The sequence below is a fragment of the Streptomyces sp. NPDC058773 genome (genome assembly GCF_042746015.1).
Lineage (GTDB): Bacteria > Actinomycetota > Actinomycetes > Streptomycetales > Streptomycetaceae > Streptomyces.
The window spans coordinates 347,685-367,442 of record NZ_JBHYPE010000001.1 but is presented as its reverse complement, the minus strand read 5'-3'; the positions used below and the strand labels follow the sequence as shown (position 1 = coordinate 367,442).

Sequence of the window (19,758 nt, the reverse complement as noted above, 5' to 3'; positions counted from 1 at the left end):
AGGGTCTCAGCTGCCGGTGCGGGGCCGCACCACCCGCCCCGCACGGGCCAGCTCCACATTGAACTGGGCGCCGGACAGCAGCGACAGATGGGAGAACCACAGCCAGATCAGGAACACCACCGGCCCGGCGAGCGAGCCGTAGAGCCGGTTGAAGGTCCCGACGTACGAGGCATAGAGGGTGAATCCGGCGGAGGAGACCAGCCACAGGAGCACCGCGACCACACCGCCGGGGGCCGCCCGGCGCACCCCGCGGGAACTGGCCGGGCCGGAACGGAACAGCACCATCGCCAGCACCGTCGCCAGGAGCAGCAGCAGCGGCCACTTCAGCAGGTTCCAGGTGGCCTCGCCGGCCTCCCCAAGGCCCACCGCCCGGCCCAGCGCCGCCGCGATCGGCCCGCTCACCAGCAGCGCCACCGCACTGCTGATCAGCAGCGCCATCAGCAGCAGCGCCGTGAACAGGATGCGCGGCGCCTTGCGCCACGGCGGGCGGTCGTCCTTGGTGCGGTGCATGGCGTGCAGCGCCCGGCGGAACACCGCCAGATAGCTGCAGGACGACCACAGCGCACTGACCAGGGCACCGCCCAGCACCACCCAGGCGGCGGTCTGCTGGTGCGCCATGCCGACCAGCGCCCGGTGGACGGTCGGGCCGGCCTCGGCCGGGGCGATCGAACTGATCTGGTTGATCAGCTGCTCGGTGGCCGGCGGATCGGCGAGACCGATCAGCGACACCGTGACGATCAGCGACGGCAGCAGTGCCAGCACCGAGTAGTACGTCAGGCTCGCGGCCCAGTCCGTCACGTCGTCGTGCCACACGGACAGCGGCGTACGGCGCAGCGCGGTACGGCACTGGGCCCAGGTCGGCAGCGTGGCCGGCTTCCTCGGCCCGACCGCCCCGAGTGCCCGGTCCAGCTGTGTCGGGTCCAGTCCGCGGCGCATACCGCTCCCGCCCATGTCGTGTCCGTCCTCTCCGTCGATCCGCCCTGCATCATCTCCCGGCCCGGCTCCCGCCCACGCACCCGGCCGCCCGGGGCCCCGCTCACGTCAGCCCGCGCGCCCGCTGGAACCGCAGCAGCCCGTCCGCCAGGTCCACCACCGGATCGGGGTAGTCGTACGCCGCGCGCTCGGCCCCGGACAGCTTCCACGGCTGGTGCACCGCCGCGCCCGCGAGCCCCGCCAGCTCGGGCACCCAGCGCCGTACGTACTCGCCGCGGGGGTCGAACCGCCGGGCCTGGACGAGCGGATTCAGCACCCGGTTGGGCCGGGTGTCGGTGCCGGTGCCGGCCACCCACTGCCAGTTGAGCTGGTTGTTCGCCATGTCGCCGTCCACCAGCAGATCCAGGAAGTGGCGCGCGCCCACCCGCCAGTCCACATACAGCGTCTTGGTCAGAAAGCTCGCCACCAGCATCCGGGCCCGGTTGTGCAGCCAGCCCTCGTGGAGCAGCTGCCGCATCCCGGCGTCGACCACCGGATAGCCGGTACGGCCCTCCTTCCACGCCGTCACCTCGGCGTCGTCATGCCGCCAGCGGTCGCCCCGGGGGCGGTAGTCGGCGCGCGCCGCGCCGGGCCGGGCCGCCAGCACCTGATGGTGGAAGTCCCGCCAGGCCAGCTGCCGTACGAACGCCTCGGCACCGGCGTCGTCGCGGCCGGCCGCCTTGTGCACCAGCTCCACCGGTGACAGGCACCCGAAGTGCAGATACGGCGACAGCCGCGAGGTGGCGTCGCCCGGCAGATCATCCTGCCGGTCCTGGTAGTCGGCCATGCCCGACCGCTGCCAGGCCCCGAACCGGCGGCGCCCCGCCCGCTCCCCGCCCTCCGGCAGCGCGGGCGACGGCCGTCCGTCCGGGCACAGGACCCGCGCCGACGGCAGACGCTCCGACCGCACCCCGGCCGGGACCCGTACGGAGCGCGGCGCGGGCAGCACCGACCGCCGTTCCGCCGCCTGCCAGCGCCGGAAGTACGGGGTGAAGACCGCGAAGTGGTCCTTGTCCGGGCCGGAGGGCAGCACCGCGCCGGGCGCCAGCGCCGTGATCACCGCGTCCTGCACCACCAGGGAACGCCCCGCCGCCGCCAGCTCCGCGCCCAACCGCCGCTCCCTGCGCAGCGCGTACCCGCTCACCCCGGCCGCGAGATGCACCTCCCCGGCCCCGGTCTCCGCCGCCACCCGGCAGGTCTCGGCGACCACGTCCCCCGTACGGATGACCAGCCGACCGCCCCGTTCACGCAGCCCGGCATCGAGATCGGCCAGCGCGCCGGCCAGGAACGCGGCCCGGTTGGGCACCACGAACCCGGCGTCAGCGATCCCCGAGTCGACCACGAACAGCGGTACCACCTGCGACGCGGCGCGCAGCGCGGCAGTCAGCACCGGCTGGTCGTGCAGCCGCAGATCGGAGCTGAACAGGCAGATCGCTACATCCATGCCATACGTCTACACCGAACCGGCGCCCCGTGAGCCGCGGCCGGCCCGCCGTCAGGCGAAGGGCAGCCCGCGCCACGGTGAGGCCGGGTCCTGGGTGAGGACGCGGTGGAGATGCACCGCCTCCGCGTACTGCGGCCCGAACCAGCCGTTGTCGAACGCCAGCATCCGGCCCAGGGCGTAGCCCGCGGCGTACTCCTCCCACGATGCGTACGCCTCCCGGGCCCGCGTGGCGGCCTGCTGGACGGCCTGCTCGGCCTGGTGCGGTGCGCACAGCCGGGCGCCCAGGCCCCAGCGGACCAGGCTGACGGCATGCGCAAGGTCCAGCGCGACCAGGGACACCACCCGGCCGCCGTCCGGCAGCAGCCCGTCGGCGCGGAACCGCTCCTCGTAGCGGGTGACCAGTTCGGGGACGGCGGCGGCGTCCCCGGGGCCCGCGGTTCCCGGCTCCGTGCCGTCCGCGTCCTCGGCGGCCGCGGTATCCCGGGCACGGGCCCGTGCGCGCAGCGCCGACTCGGTCTCCGCCGGTACGAACTGCCCGCCGAGCAGCTGGTCCAGCCGCTGCTGCCAGCTCGCCGGGTCGGTCACCGACCACTGGTCGCGCAGGGTCCGGGTGTCGGTGGCGTGGTCGAGGAAGGCCGTACCGAGTTCGTTCCACGGCACGCTGTGGTGCACCGCGATCGGCGCCCCACAGGCCAGCCCCTGCGCGGCGGGGCCGTGCAGCGGACCGCCGTAGTGGGTGACGAGCAGCCCGCCGGGGCGTACTCCGCCCTGGGCGCGGTGCCGCAGCCAGCCGGCGCGGTGGGCGGGCGAAGCGGCCAGATACGTGGCGCTCGGCGTCCCGGGGTTCACCGCCAGCAGCCATCGGTCGTTCGGCCAGTCCTCCGCCAGTTCCTCGACCGAGACCCGGTCGAAGTACTGCTGCGCCTGCCACGGCGGCAGCATGCCGCGGGTCAGGACGGGAATGCATTTACCGCCCGCCGCCGGGTCGTCATAGACAGGCAGCGGGTCCTGCCCAGGCTGCGGAACCGCCAGATACAGATCCTCACCGGCGATTGCCGCGACCTGACCGTCCCAGTCCCCACGCGCCGTTGCTTCGCACAGCCGCCGCTCGGTATCCGTCGGCGGTATCCATCCCGGAGTAGCCACAGGCCAAGACCCTACGAGCATCCCCGCTCGGACGGGAACGTGGGGCCGCCGGACCGTACCCGACAGTTGCCCCCTCACGACCCGTCACGGAGGCTCGACGGTATGAGCGACCACGACCGGCCCGCCCCCGGGCACCACCCTCCGCACGACGGCGCCCACCCCGACTGGGAGGTGCTCGGCCCGCTCCTCGAACGGGGCGCCGAGCTGTACGCGCCGCTCCACGAACAGGCCGCCGCCTGGCTGCGGGAGGCGGCCGGGCCCGGCACCGGCGACGTGCGCAGGGTGCTGGACATCGGCAGCGGACCCGGCGTCGTCAGCTGTCTGCTGGCCCGTACCTTCCCGTACGCCGAGGTGGTCGCGGTGGATGCGACCGAAGCACTCCTGGAGCGGGCGCGCGGCCGGGCCGCCCGCCTCGGGCTCGGCGACCGGGTCCACACCCACCTCGCCGAGGTCCCGGAGGGACTCGACGCCCTCGGCGGTGCCGACCTGATCTGGTCGAGCAAGGCGCTGCACCACGTCGGCGACCAGCGTGCCGCGGTCGCCGCCCTCGCCGGTCATCTGCGGCCCGGCGGACTGCTCGCCGTCGCCGAGGGCGGCCTCGCACCGCGCTTCCTGCCGCGCGACATCGGCATCGGCCGCCCGGGGCTGCAGTCCCGGCTCGACGCGGCCGGGGAGGAGTGGTTCAGCGAGATGCGTGCGGCGCTGCCCGACGCCGCCGACGAGACCGAGGACTGGCCGGCCTTCCTCGCCGACGCCGGGCTGCGCACCCCGTGCACCCGCAGTTTCCTGCTGGATCTGCCGGCGCCGCTGGGCGCCGAGGCCCGTGCCTATGTGGTGGCCACGCTGGCCCGGGTGAGCGAGATGTACGGCGACCGCTTCGACGAGGACGACCGGACCACCCTCGCCCGCCTCATCGACCCCGAGGACGCCGCCGGTATCACCCGCCGCCCGGACGCCTTCTTCCTCGCGGCGCGGACCGTCCACACCGCACGGGCGCAGTAGCCCACGGGCCGGCCCCGCCGGGCCCGTGGGCCGTCCGCTCCGCTGTTACCGGGTCAGCCCTGGTCCATCGGCTTGGGGTTGATGACGGCGAAGGTCGCGCCCTGCGGGTCCGTCACCACGGCCATCCGGCCGGCGATCATGTCGAACGGCTGCTGCAGCGCGGCGCCGCCCGCCGCCGTCACCTTGGCGACCGTCGCATCGGTGTCCGCCACCGAGAAGTACGCGAGCCAGTGCGAGGGGGTGTCGGCCGGCATCTGCTCCGACATCGGCTGCATACCGCCCACCGGACGGTCCTTCACCTGGAGGGAGTAGTAGTTGTCGGCGCCTTCCATAGGCGCGCTCTCGATGCCCAGCGCCGCCTTGTAGAAGGCCGCGGCGGCGGACGGGTCGGTGGTGTTGAGCTCGTTCCAGATCAGCGCGCCGTGTTCGTTGACGATCCCGGCGCCGGGGAAGTCCCCGGGCTGCCAGATGCCGAACACCGCGCCGGTGGGGTCGGCCGCGATACACATCCGGCCGAGCGTCATCACGTCCATGACGGGCAGCAGGACCGTGCCCTCGGCTCCCCGCACCGCCTGGGCGGTGGCGTCGGCGTCGGCGGCCGCGAGATACGTGGTCCACACGGTCGGCGGCGCGGGCTGGCCGCCCATCGGGACCGCGGCCATGATGCCGGCCACCGGCTTGCCGTTGAGCTCACACACCGCATAGCCACCGGTGTCCGGGGGCCCGATCTCACCGGTCCACCCGAAGACCTGGGAGTAGAAGTCGATGGCCGCTTGCTGGTCCGGGGCCGCGAGGTCGATCCAGCAGGGCGTCCCGGGCTGGTAGGGAGCTGTGACTTCGGGCATCAAGGCCTCCTCGATGGGGCACCTCCCGGGCCTTCGGGCGGGGGAGGGGCGGAACGCGGAGGGGTACCGGCCCCGGTCGGCACGCCTCGGGGACCACCCCACACTCACCCTCCACCCTCACCGCGGTCCGCCGAGCCCGCCACTCGGCGTACCGCGGCGCCGCCCGGACGGGCCGGGCGGCGCCGGAACGGGCCGCGGATCAGACCACGTCGAAGGCGGCCGGGTCCGGGCCGAGGCGGCTGCCGGTCTCCAGGCCGGCGAGCGCGGTGAGGTCCGTGTCATCCAGCTCGAAGTCGAAGACGTCGATGTTCTCGGCGATGCGCGAGGGGGTGACGGACTTCGGGATGACGACATTGCCGAGCTGGAGGTGCCAGCGCAGCACGACCTGGGCGGGCGTCCTGCCGTGCTTGGCGGCGAGCTGTGCGATCGTCGGGTCCGCCAGGAGGCCCTTGCCCTGGCCGAGCGGCGACCAGGCCTCGGTGACGATATTGTGCCGGGCGTGGAAGGCGCGCGCGGCGCCCTGCTGGAACTGCGGGTGCAGCTCGATCTGGTTGACGGCCGGGACGACGGAGGTCTCGCCCAGCAGCCGCTCCAGGTGCTCGGGAAGGAAGTTCGAGACGCCGATGGCCTTGGCGCGGCCGTCCGCGTGGATCTTCTCCAGGGCCTTGTACGTGTCGAGGTAGGTGTCCCGTGACGGGAGCGGCCAGTGGATCAGATAGAGGTCCACGTACTCCAGGCCGAGCTTGGCGAGGGAGGTGTCGAACGCGCGCAGCGTCGCGTCGTGGCCCTGGTCGGCATTCCAGAGCTTGGTCGTGACGAAGAGCTCGTCACGGTCGATGCCGGAGGCGGCGAGCGCCTTGCCGGTGCCTGCTTCGTTGCCGTAAATCGCGGCGGTGTCGATGCTGCGGTAACCGGCGTCCAAAGCCTGGCCGACGGCGGTGGTCGCCTGCTCGTCGTCGACCTGCCAGACGCCGAAGCCGAGCCGCGGCATCGCGACGCCGTTATTGAGCGTGATGGACGGAACCTTGCTCACGGGAGAATCGGTCCTTACGTCAGCTGTCGTCTTCACGGATGTCAACGATCATCAGCGGTCGTGCATTCCCGGACCGCCGGACGGGAGGCGGAGCGCGCCGGGCGCGCGGCCCGGTGACCGCCCGCCACAGCGGGGCCGGAGCGGGTCGCGGCGGTGAGTTCGCAGAGCGCGAACGACCCGGCGCACAGCACCACCAGTCCGGCGCACAGCTCCAGGGCACCGACCAGCCCCGGCAGCCCCTCGGGCACCGTGGAGGCGCCGCGGACCAGCCCGTCGGTGACCGCCTGCCCGAGCCACAGACAGCCCCCGCAGGCGAACGCCGCGGCACCGCCGCACCAGGCCAGGGCCAGCGGCGTACGGACCCGGAGCCGGGGCAGCGGACCCGGCAGCACGAGGAGCAGCAGCCCGGCGGCGCCGACGAGCGAGAGCAGGCCCGCGGCCCACTCCGACGCACGGCTGATGACCGTACGGGCGGCCACGTCCGCCGCCGCGGTACCCAGGGGCGAACCCGCGCCCCACAGGACATGGACCGTGCCCAGCGCCGCCAGCAGTACCGCGGCGGGCAGCAGGAAGATCCGCTGCATCGCCCGGGTCCCGGTGTCCGGCAGCGCGTGCAGCGGGCGGCGCAGCAGGCCGCCCCAGCGCTGGTGCGCGTACAGGGCGAAGGCGCCCAGCAGGGTCACGGCCTCGACGGTGAAGCCGCCGTAGACGACGCCGTAGACCCAGGGGGCGAGCCAGTCGCCCGCCGCGAGCGGGTTGGGGAGGCCGGTGACCAGTGCGGTGACGCTGCCGCCGGCGAGCCCCGTCAGCAGCGGGATGAGCAGTCCGGACGCCATCCACAACGGGAACGTCAGCAGCCAGGCCGGAGTGCGGAGGCCGGCCGGCCGGGTGAGCGTGTGGGCCACCACGGCGGCGACGGCGTCCAGGAGGAACGTGACGACATTGGCCGCGATCCAGGTGGCGCGGCCGACGCGGTGGGTGTCGACGACGCCGGTGTCGAAGCCCAGCACCCACAGCAGCTTGAGCGTGAGGTACGGGAGACAGGCGAGGACCGCGACCCGGCCGAGAAGGGTGGTGAGGCGGCGGGATTCCATGGCAGCAGCCTCGTCGGCCCCGGCACGGCCGGCGTCCGCCCGCCGGACGATCCCGCTCCGCCGGACGGGGGAGCCCGCGGCACCACCCGGCGCCCGGTCCCGCCCGTCAGGTCTGGTACAGCGCGTCCACCTCGACCGTGTACGCCGCCTCGATCGCCTTGCGCTTGAGCTTCAACGACGGTGTCAGCAGCCCGTGTTCCTCACTGAACTGGTTGGCCAGTATCCGGAACGTACGGATCGACTCGGCCTGGGAGACCAGCGTGTTGGCGGCGACCACGGCGCGCCGGATCTCGGTCTCCAGGTCCGGGTCGCGCACCAGGTCGCCGGGCGGCATCTCCGGCTTGTCGCGCATGGCCAGCCAGTGGGTGACCGCCTCCGGGTCCAGGGTCACCAGCGCGGCGATGAACGGCCGGTCGTTGCCGACGACGATGCACTGGGCGACCAGCGGATGCGCCCGCACCCGCTCCTCCAGGCCCACCGGGGAGACGGTCTTGCCGCCGGAGGTGACCAGCACCTCCTTCTTGCGGCCGGTGATGGTCAGATAGCCGTCCTCGTCCAGCGCGCCGAGGTCTCCGGTGGAGAACCAGCCGTCGTGCAGCACGGCATCGGTCGCCTTGGCGTCGTTGTGGTAGCCGCGGAAGACCTGCCCGCCGTACAGCCAGATCTCGCCGTCCTCCGCGATGTGCACGGTGGTGCCGGGGACGGGGGTGCCGACGGTGCCGAAGCGGGTGCGCTCCGGGGGATTGGCGGTGGCGGCCGCGGTGCTCTCCGTCAGGCCGTAGCCCTCGAAGATCCGCACTCCGGCGCCGGCGAAGAACAGCCCGAGTCGGCGCTCCATCGCCGAGCCGCCGGACATCGCATGCCGCACCCGGCCGCCCATCGCCGCCCGGACCTTGCTGTAGACGACCTTGTCGAAGAACTGATGCTGCATGCGCAGTGACGCGCTGGGCCCGGTGCCGGTCCCGAAGGCCTTGTTCTCCTGGGCCTCGGCATATCGGACCGCGATCTCGACGGCCTTGTCGAACGGGCCCACCTTGCCGTCCGCCTCCGCCCGGCGCCGGGCCGCGGCGAAGACCTTCTCGAAGATGTACGGCACCGCCAGGATGAACGTGGGCTGGAGGGTCTGGAGATCGGGCAGCAGCGCACGGGCCGCCAGCTCGGGCTGGTGGCCCAGCTTGACCCGCCCCCGGATCGCGGCAACCTGGACCATCCGCCCGAAGACATGCGCCAGCGGCAGGAACAGCAGCGTGGCCGCCTCGTCGCCCGGTTTGGAGTGGAAGACCGCCTCGTAGCGCAGCACGATGTTGTCGGACTCGGCCATGAAGTTGGCGTGCGTGATCACACAGCCCTTGGGGCGGCCGGTGGTGCCGGAGGTGTAGATGATCGTCGCCGTGGCGTCGGGGGTGACGGCCATCCGGTGACGGTGGACGACATCGTCCTCGATGTGCGCACCGGCCGCGGTGAGTTCGGCCACCGGGTCGGCGTCCAGCTGCCACAGCTTGCGCAGTTGCGGAAGGCGGTCGATGACCGAGCCGACGGTCATCGCATGGTCCTCGTGCTCGACCAGACAGGCCGAGACGCCCGCGTTGTGCAGCATCCAGAAGACCTGCTCCGCCGACGACGTCGGATACAGCGGTACGGACTGGACGCCGATGGACCAGAGCGCGAAGTCGAAGAGGGTCCACTCGTAGCGCGTACGGGACATGATGCCGACCCGGTCACCGAACCGGACGCCCTGTGCGAGCAGGCCCTTGGCCAGCGCGAGGACCTCGTCCCGGAACTGGCCGGAGGTGACGTTCTGCCAGTTCCCCGCGTCGTCCTTACGCGCCAGGGCGACGCGGTCGGGGTCGGATTCGGCGTGCTCGTAGACGACATCCGCCAGGCCGCCGGCCCGGGGCGCGGTCGCCAGAGGCGGGACGGTGAACTCGCGCAATGACCCAGCTCCTCGTGGTGTTGCTCACAAGGCCGCGACCGTACCCCACCGTGCCGGCATCCGGCAGGGCGTACCACGTGGCGAACGCGGCCGCACAGGAACTGGCCATCGGGAGAAAAGGGGTGACTTCGGAGAAGGGGGGACAGGGACCGGCTGGTTCAACGCCGGAGGATCACGGTGCCGGGACCATATCTGCACCAAATCTCTGCACGTGACAGCGGAACGGCCGGTCCGTCCCGAGCCCGCCCGCCGGTCAGGGGCGCTGCAGGCGGTCGCCGCCCGCGAGGATCGCGTCGGCCAGCGCCTCCGCCGGGCCCCGCGCCGCGCGCTCGCGCTGTCCGTACAGAAGAACGAAATCCACGCCGCCCAGTTCCGGAAGTCCGGCACGTGGCTGAATGCCGACCAGGCTTGGCGGGATCATGCCCTTCGCGTGGGCCATTACGCCCAGGCCTGCCCGGGTTGCGGCAATCAGTCCGTTGAGGCTTCCGCTGGTACAGGCGATGCGCCACTCCCGCCCCGCGCGCTCCAGCGCCTCCAGCGCACGGGCCCGGGTCAGCGCGGGAGGCGGGTAGACCACCAGCGGCACCGGGCGCTGCGGATCGACGCGCATCCGCTCGGCCCCCACCCACACCAGCCGGTCGCGCCGGACCAGCCGGCCGGCCGGACCCTGCGGGCGCCGCTTGGCGAGTACGAGATCGAGCCGGCCGGCCGCCAGCAGCTCGTGCAGCGTCCCCGACAGCTCGACGGTCAGCTCCAGTTCGACGTCGGGGTGCTCCCGCCGGAACTCCTCCAGGACCTCCGGCATCCGGGTCAGCACGAAGTCCTCGGAGGCACCGAAGCGGAGCCGGCCACGCAGCCGGGTCCCCGCGAAGAAGCTCGTGGCCCGCTCGTTCGCCTCCAGGATCGTGCGGGCGAAGCCGAGCATCGCCTCGCCGTCCTCGGTCAGCTCCACGGCATGGGTGTCCCGGGCGAACAGCCGACGCCCGGCGGCTGCCTCCAGCTTCCGTACGTGCTGGCTGACGGTCGACTGCCGCAGCCCGAGCCGGTGCGCGGCCTGGGTGAAGCTCAGCGTCTGTGCCACGGCGAGAAAGGTGCGCAACTGGGCGGGGTCGAACACGGGCTCTCCGTCCTTGGCCGTGCCCCTGCGCCGGAACCCTGCCCGGCCCGCGGGACGCGGCCGCCTGGGGGTCATCGCACACTGCAATAACAGTGACCACGGTAAGAGGGGTTCCCGATCGCCGCAGCCCACGGCACCCTGGAAGGGCCCGTCCCGGCACCGTGCCCCGGGCCGCCGAACGACCCGAAGAGAGCCCATGCGCCGCCCCCGTCTCACCCAGCTCCCGTCCCGGCTGCCCGTTGACGGTTACCTCCTGGCGCTGGTCGGCACCGTCGCCCTGGCCGCGCTGCTGCCCGCCCGCGGACCGGCCGCCACCGCCGCCGAGGGCGCCTCCACCGGAGCCGTCGCACTGCTCTTCTTTCTCTACGGCGCCCGGCTCTCCACCCGCGAGGCGATGGCCGGCCTGCGCCACTGGCGGCTCCATCTCACCGTCCTGGCCTGCACTTTCGTCGTCTTCCCGGTGCTCGGCCTGGCCGCCGGCGTCCTGGTCCCGCAGATCCTGCCGCCCACCCTCTACACCGGCCTGCTGTTTTTGTGCCTGGTGCCCTCCACGGTCCAGTCCTCGATCGCCTTCACCTCGATCGCCCGGGGCAATGTCGCGGCGGCGATCTGCGCGGGCTCGTTCTCCAGCCTCGTCGGTATCGTCGCCACACCGCTGCTGGCGGGCCTGGTGCTGCACCAGGGCGGCGGCTTCTCCGCCGGGTCGCTGCTCTCGATCGTCTGCCGGCTGCTGCTGCCGTTCCTCGCCGGGCAGTTGCTGCGCCGATGGGTCGGGACCTGGCTCACCCGGCACAAGAAAACCCTCGGCCACGTGGACCGCGGCTCGATTCTGCTCGTTGTCTACGCGGCCTTCAGCGCCGGAATGGTCCAGGGCATCTGGCACCAGGTCTCCGCGGCGCGGCTGCTGTGCCTGCTGGGGGTGGAGGCCGTGCTGCTCACGGTGATGCTCGCGGCCACCTGGTACGGCGCGAAGAAGCTGGGCTTCCACCGGGCGGACCGGATCGCAATCACCTTCGCCGGTTCCAAGAAGAGCCTGGCGTCCGGCCTGCCGATGGCCACCGTCCTCTTCGGTGCACAGGCCGGGCCGGCGGCGCTGCCGCTGATGGTGTTCCACCAGATGCAGTTGATGGTGTGCGCGGTCCTCGCCAAGCGCTTCGCGGCCTCCGGGGCACCGGCGCCGGCACCGGCGGTCGCGGGAGCCGCGGCGGGAAGCGCGGGGCTGAAGGAGGGCTCGGCGGAGGCGATGGCGAGCGGGCCGCGGCGTTAGCGGCGTCCCGCTCGGAGGGCGCAGACGTCCCGTTCGGAGGGGCCGCGGGAGCCTGCACGCCGGGCGGGCCGGGGCCGGGGGAGTCTGCGGCCGCTTCCGGCCCGCGCGGAAGCGCGCCCGGCCCGCCCGGCCCGGTGACGCTTCCGGGCAGGCCGAGGGCGCCGTCCGCCGCGCACCGGTCAGCGCCGCGCGCCCCCACGCACCCGGTCCAGCGGGAGCCTCAGCACCAGCGGGCCGTTCACCGGGGCGTTGTCGGTGCGGACCCGGGAGAGTTCGGCGTCGGTCAGCGCCCGCCGGTAGACGCGTACCTCGTCCAGCGCGCCGGTGAACTGGGCGCGGCTGTCCGGCTTCTGGCCGAGGTGCACGCCGAAGGTGGAGCCGCGGCTGGCCGACCCCGCGACATCGGGGGCCACGGTCGCCTCGCCCCCGTCTACGGTGAGCAGCAGCCGGCCGTCACTACGGCGAAGCGCCAGATGATGCCAACTGCCGTCGTTGTAGGCGCCGTTGGTCACCGCCTGGGCGGTGGCGGCCGGCTGGGCGCCGTCGACGGCGGTGCGGCGGGCGACGATCCGGTGATGGGCGGGGTCGCCCGCGACCGAGATCTGCGGGGACCGGGTGCCCACCCCGCCCATCCACAGCAGCGGCTGTTCGCCGGTGGCGGCGTCATAGCGGAACCACAGGCTGCAGGTGAACTCGGCGGCGCCCAGGGGGAGGGAGCGGCGGAACGGGAGGCGTACCGCATCATCGGTGCCGTCGAAGGACAGCGCCTGCCCGAAGCGGCCGTCGGTGCCGCGGGCGCCGCCGAGGACGAGTGCCGGGCGGGCGCCCGGAGCGGTGTCGCGGGTCGTGGGGTCCGGGGCGCGCCGCGGGCCGAGCCAGTCCTCGGTGAAGCGGGCGAAGCGGATCTCGTCCCGGGCGTCGACCGCGCCGCCCTCGTACATCAGGCCGGTGACCTCACCGGAGACCGCGACCAGGTCGGAGTAGCCGGACCAGTCGGTGGTGACCCGGGCGCCGCGGTCGACGCCTTCCCAGGTGCGGCCCTCGTCGTACGAGGAGCGGATGGTCATGGTCCGGCGCCGGTCGGGGTCGGCGGGCGCGGCGAACAGGGTGCGGCCGGTGCGCGGCAGCCGCAGGGCCGAGCCCTGCACCATCGGGGTGTAGAGGTCGGGGAGGGCGCGGAACGGCGCGGTGAAGGAGTCGCCGCCGTCGCGGCTGACCGCCGCGGTGCGGTGGCCCAGGTCGGTGCCGTCCTGTTCGCGGCCGTTGACGTAGACCGTGCCGTCGGAGCGTTCCAGGAGGGTCATCTCCGAGGGCTTCTGACGGAACGTCCCGCTCCACTCCGTTCCGCCTCCGCTCTTCGACGGACCCTCGGAAGCGGAGCCCGCCGCGACGGGCCAGCTGTCCAGCGCGCCGACCTTCCAGGTGCCGCCGCCGTCGTCGCTGTGGATCAGGGCGGCGTGGTTGGCGGTGACCCGGTGGTCCGCGTAGCTCTCGGCGTTCATGCTGAACAGGAGCCGGCCCGCGTGCCGTCCGCGGGTGAGCTGGATGCCGTGCACGGGACCGGTGGCGTACCAGGAATTCCACTGCGGAGGACGGATGGCGGCGGTCAGGTCCCTGGGCGCCGACCAGGTCGCGCCGTCGTCGTCGCTGTACTGGAGGTGCGGGGTGCGATCGCAGGGCACGTCGCAGCTGAGGCCGTCGGCGCGGCCCTTGTTGTAGGTCTCGGCGAGCACGATCCGGCCGGTGCGGCGGTCCACGAGGGGCGCCGGGTTGCCATGGGTGTCGCCGTTGCCGTGATTGATGACCTGGAGCGCCCCCCAGGTCCGGCCGCCGTCGGTGGAGCGCTTGAGGACGAGGTCGATATCGCCCGCGTCACCGCAGTCGTGCCGCCGCCCCTCGGCGAACGCGAGCAGGGTGCCGTGCGTGGACCGTACGACGGCCGGTATACGGAAGCAGTGGTAGCCCTGCTCCTGGGACGCCTTGAAGAGGACCTGCTGATCGAACCCGTCGGCCGGGGCGGTGCGGGAGCCCGGCGCACCGTCCGGTGCGGCCTGGACCGGGGTGGCCGGCAGGAGGGCGAGGGCGGTGGCGGTCAGTGCGGCGAACAGGGCCGCGGCGTGGCGGCGCCGGGGTCTGCTGCGGGGGCTGGGGTGTGCGCGGAGAGCTGACGTCATGGTCCGGCCTGCCCTTCGAGGCATCGGCGTCGGGTCATCAGGACATCCCACGTCCTATGTGCATCGCGACGGAAGCTACTGCCGCGTGCGGACCGCGACAAGGAGCGTGCGTCGGTTCTCCGTGCCACAGCCGGAATTCACTCGCCCGGCCCGCAGGCACAGCGCCGGGTGCGCCGTACGCGCCGGCTGCGCAGCGGGGGCCGGGAGTGCCGCCTGTGCCGGGTGCACCGGATGTGCCGCCGCCCCGCCGGGTGCACCGCCGCCCGCCGCGTCACGGCCGCAGCACCACCTTGCCGAGGTTGGCCCTGGCCTCGATGATCTCGTGCGCCTTCGCGGCCTCGTCCAGCGGCAGTTCGGCATGGACGGCAGCCCGCAGCCGGCCGGACCCGGCCAGCTCCCACAGCTGCGCCCGGTGCTCCTCGTACAGCTCCCGGTGGACGGTGGAGAAGTGGCGCATCGTCAGTCCGGTGATGGTCTTCGCGCCCGCCAGCAGCTCATACGCCGGGACCGTGCCACCACCGGAGTTGAAGAAGACCAGCCGGCCGCCGGGGGCCAGCGCGGCCAGTGCGCGCGGCAGCAGGTCGCCGCCGACGCCGTCCAGGACGACATCGGCCGGCGCGCCCCAGGACTCCTGGCCATAGGTCACCACCTCATCGGCCCCCAGCCCGAGCAGGAACTCCGCCTTGGCCGCCGAGCTGACCGCGGCCACCACCCGTGGCACCCCCTGGAGCTTGGCCAGTTGGACGGCGAGATGCCCGGCGCCGCCGGCCGCGCCGGTGATCAGCACGGACTCGGCACCCCGCGGCGCGGCGGTGCTGAGCGCGGCCAGCGCGACATGCCCGCTGCGCACCAGCGCCACCGCCTCCACCGCGCTCGCCCGGTCCGGTATCCGGCTCGCCAGAAAGGCGGGCGCGAGGGCGAGTTCGGTATAGGAGCCGGTGAGGGTGAGCGAGGTGACACGGTCGCCGACGGCGAAGCCGGTGACGTCCGGCCCGAGCGCGACGACCGTCCCGGCGATCTCACCGCCGGGCGTCGCGGGCAGCGGGTCGCCACCGCCCTTGCCGTCGCCGCGCACCCGCCGTACGCACGGCAGCGTGACCCCGATCGCCGCGGTGCGGACCAGGAGTTCGCCCGTACCGGGCACCGGCGCCGCCGCCTCCTCGACGCGCAGCACCTCGGGACCGCCGTAGGAATGGAATCGGATGCGGCGCATGGGCAGGCACCTCCGGTGTCATCGGCCGGCGGACACCGGCCGTGCTTCATTGGGGTTCCCAACGATAGCCACAAACCATAGGGGTAGCCAACGGTTTTCATTGGTTTCCCCAATGGGTTTCTCGGTACGCTGGCCCCATGGCCGACACCCCCTATGCCCCCAGCCGAATCCGCACGCTCCCCAGCTGGTTGCTGGGCCGCGCCGCCGCCCGCGGTCACCGCCTCGTCGCCGACGCGCTCGCCACCGAAGGCATCCGGATGATGCATCACGCCGTGCTCTCGGCGGTCGCCGAACTCGGCCCGGTCTCGCAGGCGGAGCTGGGCCGGACGCTGGCCATCGACCCCAAGGACATGGTCGCGGTCGTCAACGACCTCCAGCAGGACGGGCTGGTGACCCGCACCCCCGACCCCAGGGACCGGCGCAAGAACGCCGTCGAGATCTCCGCCGACGGCCGGCGCCGGCTGCGCCGCACCCAACGGCTCGGCGACGAGGCCAACGCGGAACTGACCGCGGCCCTGACCCCGGCCGAACGCGAGCAGCTGATCGCCCTGCTGACCCGGATCGCGCTGCCGGCCGACTGACACGCGGCCGCCGGCCCGTGCGCGGGTGCCCGCGTCAGCCGGTCGAGGCCGCCGCGTCCAGGGCGAGCCGGTGCTCACCCGCGTACACGTTCATGGCGGTGCCGCGCAGAAACCCGACCAGCGTCAGCCCGGTCTCGACGGCCAGATCGACCGCGAGCGAGGACGGCGCCGAGACCGCGGCCAGCACGGGAATGCCCGCCATCACCGCCTTCTGCACCAGCTCGAACGACGCCCGGCCGGAGACCATCAGCACACAGGACGACAGCGGCAGCCGCCCCTGCTGCAGCGCCCGCCCGACGACCTTGTCGACGGCGTTGTGCCGCCCCACGTCCTCCCGGATGTCGAGCAGCTCGCCGTCCGTGGTGAACAGCGCCGCGGCATGCAGGCCTCCCGTCCGCTCGAACACCCGCTGGGCGTCCCGCAGTTGGTCGGGGAGGGAGCTGAGCACCGCCGGTTCGATCCGGACCGGGGTGTCGGGGGAGGTGTCCAGGGGCCAGTGGGTGCTGGTGCGCACCGCGTCCAGACTGGCCTTGCCGCACAGCCCGCACGACGAGGTCGTGTAGACATTGCGTTCCAGGGTGATGTCCGGGACCGGCACCCCGTCCGCGAGCCGGACGTCGACCACGTTGAAGGTGTTGCTCCCGCCCGCGCCCTCCCCGCGCTCCTCGCCCTCCTCGGCTTCGCCCGGGCGGGCTGCGCCCCCACTCGTGGCCCCCGCGCAGTAGACGATGTTCGCCAGTTCCGCGGCGCTCGCGAGTACGCCCTCGCTGACGAGGAATCCGGCGGCGAGTGCGAAGTCGTCACCGGGCGTGCGCATGGTGATCGCCAGTGGCTTGCCGCCGAGCCGGATCTCCATCGGTTCCTCGGCGACGAGGGTGTCCGGGCGGGTGCTCACGGCACCGTCGCGGATACGGATGACGCGGCGTCGCTCGGTGACCCGTCCCATGTCTGATCAGTCCCGTCCGCACCGGCCGGCGCAGTCCGGTGCTGTGTGTGTCGGTGGCCGGAGCGGCCTTCCTGCGGATCGCCGTGGGGCACCGGCCCGCCAGAGGGGGCGAGGTGACCTTGACGTTCTCATTCTCCTGCACCGGCCGGCCCCGCCCGAACGGGTGAGAAATGGAAGGAAGACAGAGGGATGGGCGGGCAGAGGTGTGGGTAGGTGCTTGAGCCGGGGCCGGGTCAGGCCTCCGGATCATCCGGGGCCGGCCAACCGCCGCGGCCCGCAAGGTACGGCCCGGTGACGGGATCTGTGGGGGATCCCGCCACCGGGCTTACCGATGTCCCCGCCCGCCCTGGCGGCAGGCCCGTGGGGAGTCGCGCCCGTCGGCAGCACGGCCTCGGCCGCCGACACCAGGGGCGAACTCCTCGGAGCCTCGGTCCTGTTGATTGTTCCGGCCCTCTTTTCCGCCCGGCCTCGCCCCCCTTCCGCGGGCCGTGTCCGCCCGCTTCCCCGGAACCGGTCCGGTCCCGGCCATCAGCCCCGCGCCCACCCGCCGCGCCCCGACCGGCCTGATCCGGACCACCCCGTTCCGATCCGCGAGACCAGCCCAGGTCCTCGGCCTCTGTCCGGGTAATCTGCAGCGATCACGCATCACGTACCCGAGGCGCGAGACCGCACCAGCACCCGACCGACCAGGAATGGCGAGACGTACATGAGCGAAGGGACAGCACCGGCGGCCGACGAGGCGGCCTCCGTCGCCGATGAGGCGGCCCGTGAGCGGCTGCTCTACCTGCGCGGCAGCATCGACAACCTCGACGCCGCCCTGGTGCATCTGCTCGCCGAGCGCTTCAAGTGCACCCAGCAGGTCGGCGAGCTGAAGGCCCGGCACAGTCTGCCGCCCGCCGACCCGGCCCGGGAGGCCGCACAGATCGAGCGGCTGCGCCGGCTCGCCGAGGACGCCAAACTGGACCCGTCCTTCGCCGAGAAGTTCCTCAACTTCATCATCGGCGAGGTCGTCCGCCACCACCGGGCGATCGCCGACCGTACGCACGAGGCCACGGCGGAAGCCGCACCTTCGGCCGGGCCCACTGCGGGCTGAGCCCCGTACGCACGACGGGCGGCGGGGTACGGTCCGCGGCGCGGCACCGCCCGCGCGGCGCCCTCGCCCCCGCACGAAATGTGGCGCACCCCCTCCTTGACCGCCCTACCCCACGGTCGCCTCACCCGGGTGGCTCCGTCGCGCGCCCCGAGTGACACTCGCCATAGCTGACGCCGGACCGTCCCGCAGTGTCGCCGCGCCCACTACCGTCCAGTAACACGGTTCCTCCGGGGACCGGTCGAGCGCCACCACCCTGCCCCTCCGGCCGTGCACCGAGAGCGGAGACACATGATGGCCACCTCCCCCATATCCCCCGCCGATCCGGGGCGGAGCGAACGTCCCGGGCCTGCCCCGACGCTCCTGCTGAAGCCCGGTACGTCCTGGCAGGAGGCCTGGCAGCGCAGCCTGGCCGCGACCCCCGAGGCGTTCCGCGACGACCAGGCCCTCAACCTCTGGGGCGGCGCCTGGCGCCCGGACGGTCACCCGCTGCCCGCCACCAGCCCCGTCGACGGCAGCCCCATCGCCGGCCCGCCCCGGCTCGACGCGGACGCCGCACTGCATGCCGTACGCGCCTCGCTCGACCAGCACCGGGACTGGCGCCAGGTCCCGTTGGCCGAACGCACCGCCCGGATCTCCGCCACCCTCGACGCGCTGACCGAACACCGCGAGCTGCTCGCCCTCCTCCTCGTCTGGGAGATCGGCAAGCCCTGGAAGCTGGCGCAGGCGGACGTCGACCGGGCGATCGACGGGGTCCGCTGGTACGTCTCCGAGATCGACCCGATGCTGGCCGGCCGCGCACCGCTGGCCGGTCCGGTCAGCAACATCGCCAGCTGGAACTACCCGATGTCGGTCCTGATCCACGCGATGCTCGTCCAGGCGCTGGCCGGCAACGCGGTGATCGCCAAGACCCCCACCGACGGCGGTCTGGTCTGTCTCACCGTCGCCTGTGCCCTGGCCGCCCGGGAGGGCGTCCCGGTCACCCTCGTCAGCGGCAGCGGCAAGGAACTCTCGCCCTCGCTCGTCCGCTCACCGGAGATCGGCTGTGTCTCGTTCGTCGGCGGCCGGGACACCGGTGCCCGGGTCGCCACCGCCGTCGCCGACCTCGGTAAACGCCACATCCTCGAACAAGAGGGCCTCAACACCTGGGGCATCTGGAACTTCACCGACTGGCCGACCCTGACCCCGCTGCTCCGCAAGACCTTCGATTACGCCAAGCAGCGCTGCACCGCCTACCCCCGCTTCGTCGTCCAGCGCGAGGCCTTCGCCGACTTCCTCGCCGCCTACCTTCCGGCCGTCCGCAGCGTCCGTTTCGGTCACCCGCTGGCCGTCGCCGACCCCGCCGATCCGCTCCCCGAACTCGACTTCGGCCCGGTGATCAACGCGGCCAAGGCCAAGGAGCTCGCAGACCTCACGAGCGAGGCGATCTCCCGGGGCGCGGTCCCGCTGCACCGCGGCAGCCTGGCCGACGGCCACTTCCTCCCCGGCCAGGACACCTCGGCCTACCTCCCGCCGACCACGCTCCTGGCCCCGCCGCCGTCCTCCCCGCTGCACCACGCCGAGCCGTTCGGCCCCGTCGACACCCTTGTCCTCGTCGACACCGAGGCGGAGCTCCTGGCCGCCATGAACGCCAGCAACGGCGCCCTGGTCGCCAGCCTCTCCTGCGACGACCAGGACACCTACGACCGCCTCGCACCGCAGATCCGCGCCTTCAAGGTCGGCCACGGCAAGCCCCGTTCGCGGGGCGACCGCGACGAACTCTTCGGTGGCTTCGGCAACTCCTGGAGCGGTGCCTTCGTCGGCGGTGAACTCCTCGTCCGCGCGGTCACCGAAGGCCCGGCTTCCGAACGCCTGCCGGGCAACTTCCCCGACTACCACCTGATGCCGTAGCCGGGAGCCGG

General features: G+C 73.2%; 16 protein-coding genes. 5 read left to right on the top strand and 11 right to left on the bottom strand.

Going from position 1 to position 19,758, the window contains the following annotated elements; genetic code table 11:
• Positions 1 to 6: 6 nt before the first annotated feature.
• From ACFW5B_RS01615 to ACFW5B_RS01605, 3 genes are all read right to left on the bottom strand, one after another.
• Positions 7 to 951, bottom strand: a complete 945-nt coding sequence (locus tag ACFW5B_RS01615; protein ID WP_386431478.1) for a YihY/virulence factor BrkB family protein — start codon at positions 949 to 951, stop codon at positions 7 to 9.
• 85 nt (positions 952 to 1,036) lie between these two features.
• The gene (locus ACFW5B_RS01610; RefSeq protein ID WP_386431475.1) at positions 1,037 to 2,416 is read right to left on the bottom strand and encodes a cryptochrome/photolyase family protein; all 1,380 of its coding nucleotides are present in this window, start codon (positions 2,414 to 2,416) and stop codon (positions 1,037 to 1,039) included.
• Positions 2,417 to 2,467: 51 nt separating this feature from the next.
• Positions 2,468 to 3,562 (bottom strand): DUF1266 domain-containing protein, encoded by a 1,095-nt coding sequence (locus ACFW5B_RS01605; protein WP_386431472.1) that lies wholly within the window; start codon positions 3,560 to 3,562, stop codon positions 2,468 to 2,470.
• A gap of 102 nt (positions 3,563 to 3,664) precedes the next feature.
• On the opposite strand from ACFW5B_RS01605, the gene ACFW5B_RS01600 reads away from it, so the two are divergent.
• A complete protein-coding gene (locus ACFW5B_RS01600) occupies positions 3,665 to 4,564 on the top strand; it encodes a class I SAM-dependent methyltransferase (protein ID WP_386431470.1) in 900 nt (299 codons plus the stop codon).
• A gap of 53 nt (positions 4,565 to 4,617) precedes the next feature.
• Here the strand turns inward: ACFW5B_RS01600 and ACFW5B_RS01595 are convergent, their stop codons facing one another.
• The 5 genes from ACFW5B_RS01595 to ACFW5B_RS01575 form a co-directional block, all read right to left on the bottom strand.
• Positions 4,618 to 5,409 carry a VOC family protein gene (locus tag ACFW5B_RS01595; protein ID WP_386431467.1) on the bottom strand — a complete coding sequence of 264 codons (792 nt, stop codon included), beginning with the start codon at positions 5,407 to 5,409 and terminating at the stop codon, positions 4,618 to 4,620.
• A 199-nt stretch (positions 5,410 to 5,608) separates the two neighbouring features.
• The gene (locus tag ACFW5B_RS01590) at positions 5,609 to 6,442 is read right to left on the bottom strand and encodes an aldo/keto reductase (protein ID WP_386431464.1); all 834 of its coding nucleotides are present in this window, start codon (positions 6,440 to 6,442) and stop codon (positions 5,609 to 5,611) included.
• Positions 6,443 to 6,483: 41 nt separating this feature from the next.
• Positions 6,484 to 7,536 (bottom strand): hypothetical protein, encoded by a 1,053-nt coding sequence (locus ACFW5B_RS01585; protein ID WP_386431462.1) that lies wholly within the window; start codon positions 7,534 to 7,536, stop codon positions 6,484 to 6,486.
• A 106-nt stretch (positions 7,537 to 7,642) separates the two neighbouring features.
• The gene (locus ACFW5B_RS01580; RefSeq protein WP_386431459.1) at positions 7,643 to 9,469 is read right to left on the bottom strand and encodes an AMP-dependent synthetase/ligase; all 1,827 of its coding nucleotides are present in this window, start codon (positions 9,467 to 9,469) and stop codon (positions 7,643 to 7,645) included.
• A gap of 253 nt (positions 9,470 to 9,722) precedes the next feature.
• Entirely contained in the window at positions 9,723 to 10,586 is an 864-nt protein-coding gene (locus ACFW5B_RS01575; protein WP_386431456.1) for a LysR substrate-binding domain-containing protein, read from the bottom strand.
• 196 nt (positions 10,587 to 10,782) lie between these two features.
• Between ACFW5B_RS01575 and ACFW5B_RS01570 the strand changes: the two genes are divergently transcribed.
• Positions 10,783 to 11,853, top strand: a complete 1,071-nt coding sequence (locus tag ACFW5B_RS01570; protein WP_386431453.1) for a bile acid:sodium symporter family protein — start codon at positions 10,783 to 10,785, stop codon at positions 11,851 to 11,853.
• Between the two features lie 179 nt (positions 11,854 to 12,032).
• Here the strand turns inward: ACFW5B_RS01570 and ACFW5B_RS01565 are convergent, their stop codons facing one another.
• Together ACFW5B_RS01565 and ACFW5B_RS01560 are read right to left on the bottom strand one after the other, a co-directional pair.
• Positions 12,033 to 14,027, bottom strand: a complete 1,995-nt coding sequence (locus ACFW5B_RS01565) for an exo-alpha-sialidase (protein WP_386431450.1) — start codon at positions 14,025 to 14,027, stop codon at positions 12,033 to 12,035.
• 271 nt (positions 14,028 to 14,298) lie between these two features.
• Positions 14,299 to 15,240, bottom strand: a complete 942-nt coding sequence (locus tag ACFW5B_RS01560; protein ID WP_386431447.1) for a zinc-binding alcohol dehydrogenase family protein — start codon at positions 15,238 to 15,240, stop codon at positions 14,299 to 14,301.
• Positions 15,241 to 15,377: 137 nt separating this feature from the next.
• On the opposite strand from ACFW5B_RS01560, the gene ACFW5B_RS01555 reads away from it, so the two are divergent.
• Positions 15,378 to 15,821 carry a MarR family winged helix-turn-helix transcriptional regulator gene (locus tag ACFW5B_RS01555; RefSeq protein WP_386431444.1) on the top strand — a complete coding sequence of 148 codons (444 nt, stop codon included), beginning with the start codon at positions 15,378 to 15,380 and terminating at the stop codon, positions 15,819 to 15,821.
• A gap of 34 nt (positions 15,822 to 15,855) precedes the next feature.
• Here ACFW5B_RS01555 and fdhD read toward each other — a convergent pair whose 3' ends face one another.
• Entirely contained in the window at positions 15,856 to 16,767 is a 912-nt protein-coding gene (fdhD, locus tag ACFW5B_RS01550) for a formate dehydrogenase accessory sulfurtransferase FdhD (protein ID WP_386431441.1), read from the bottom strand.
• Positions 16,768 to 17,473: 706 nt separating this feature from the next.
• Between fdhD and ACFW5B_RS01545 the strand changes: the two genes are divergently transcribed.
• Together ACFW5B_RS01545 and ACFW5B_RS01540 are read left to right on the top strand one after the other, a co-directional pair.
• On the top strand, positions 17,474 to 17,860 hold the full coding sequence (locus ACFW5B_RS01545) for a chorismate mutase (protein ID WP_386431438.1): 387 nt from the start codon (positions 17,474 to 17,476) through the stop codon (positions 17,858 to 17,860).
• Between the two features lie 291 nt (positions 17,861 to 18,151).
• Positions 18,152 to 19,747, top strand: coding sequence for an aldehyde dehydrogenase family protein (locus ACFW5B_RS01540; RefSeq protein ID WP_386431435.1), 1,596 nt, complete (start codon positions 18,152 to 18,154; stop codon positions 19,745 to 19,747).
• The last annotated feature ends 11 nt before the right edge of the window (positions 19,748 to 19,758 follow it).

Bases quoted from the DNA above. Each gene is read 5' to 3' on its own strand.
- ACFW5B_RS01615 (WP_386431478.1), bottom strand. From the start codon at position 951: ATGGGCGGGAGCGGTATGCGCCGCGGACTGGACCCGACACAGCTGGAC.
- ACFW5B_RS01610 (WP_386431475.1), bottom strand. From the start codon at position 2,416: ATGGATGTAGCGATCTGCCTGTTCAGCTCCGATCTGCGGCTGCACGAC.
- ACFW5B_RS01600 (WP_386431470.1), top strand. From the start codon at position 3,665: ATGAGCGACCACGACCGGCCCGCCCCCGGGCACCACCCTCCGCACGAC.
- ACFW5B_RS01595 (WP_386431467.1), bottom strand. From the start codon at position 5,409: ATGCCCGAAGTCACAGCTCCCTACCAGCCCGGGACGCCCTGCTGGATC.
- ACFW5B_RS01585 (WP_386431462.1), bottom strand. From the start codon at position 7,536: ATGGAATCCCGCCGCCTCACCACCCTTCTCGGCCGGGTCGCGGTCCTC.
- ACFW5B_RS01570 (WP_386431453.1), top strand. From the start codon at position 10,783: ATGCGCCGCCCCCGTCTCACCCAGCTCCCGTCCCGGCTGCCCGTTGAC.
- ACFW5B_RS01565 (WP_386431450.1), bottom strand. From the start codon at position 14,027: ATGACGTCAGCTCTCCGCGCACACCCCAGCCCCCGCAGCAGACCCCGG.
- ACFW5B_RS01560 (WP_386431447.1), bottom strand. From the start codon at position 15,240: ATGCGCCGCATCCGATTCCATTCCTACGGCGGTCCCGAGGTGCTGCGC.
- ACFW5B_RS01555 (WP_386431444.1), top strand. From the start codon at position 15,378: ATGGCCGACACCCCCTATGCCCCCAGCCGAATCCGCACGCTCCCCAGC.
- fdhD (WP_386431441.1), bottom strand. From the start codon at position 16,767: ATGGGACGGGTCACCGAGCGACGCCGCGTCATCCGTATCCGCGACGGT.
- ACFW5B_RS01545 (WP_386431438.1), top strand. From the start codon at position 17,474: ATGAGCGAAGGGACAGCACCGGCGGCCGACGAGGCGGCCTCCGTCGCC.
- ACFW5B_RS01540 (WP_386431435.1), top strand. From the start codon at position 18,152: ATGGCCACCTCCCCCATATCCCCCGCCGATCCGGGGCGGAGCGAACGT.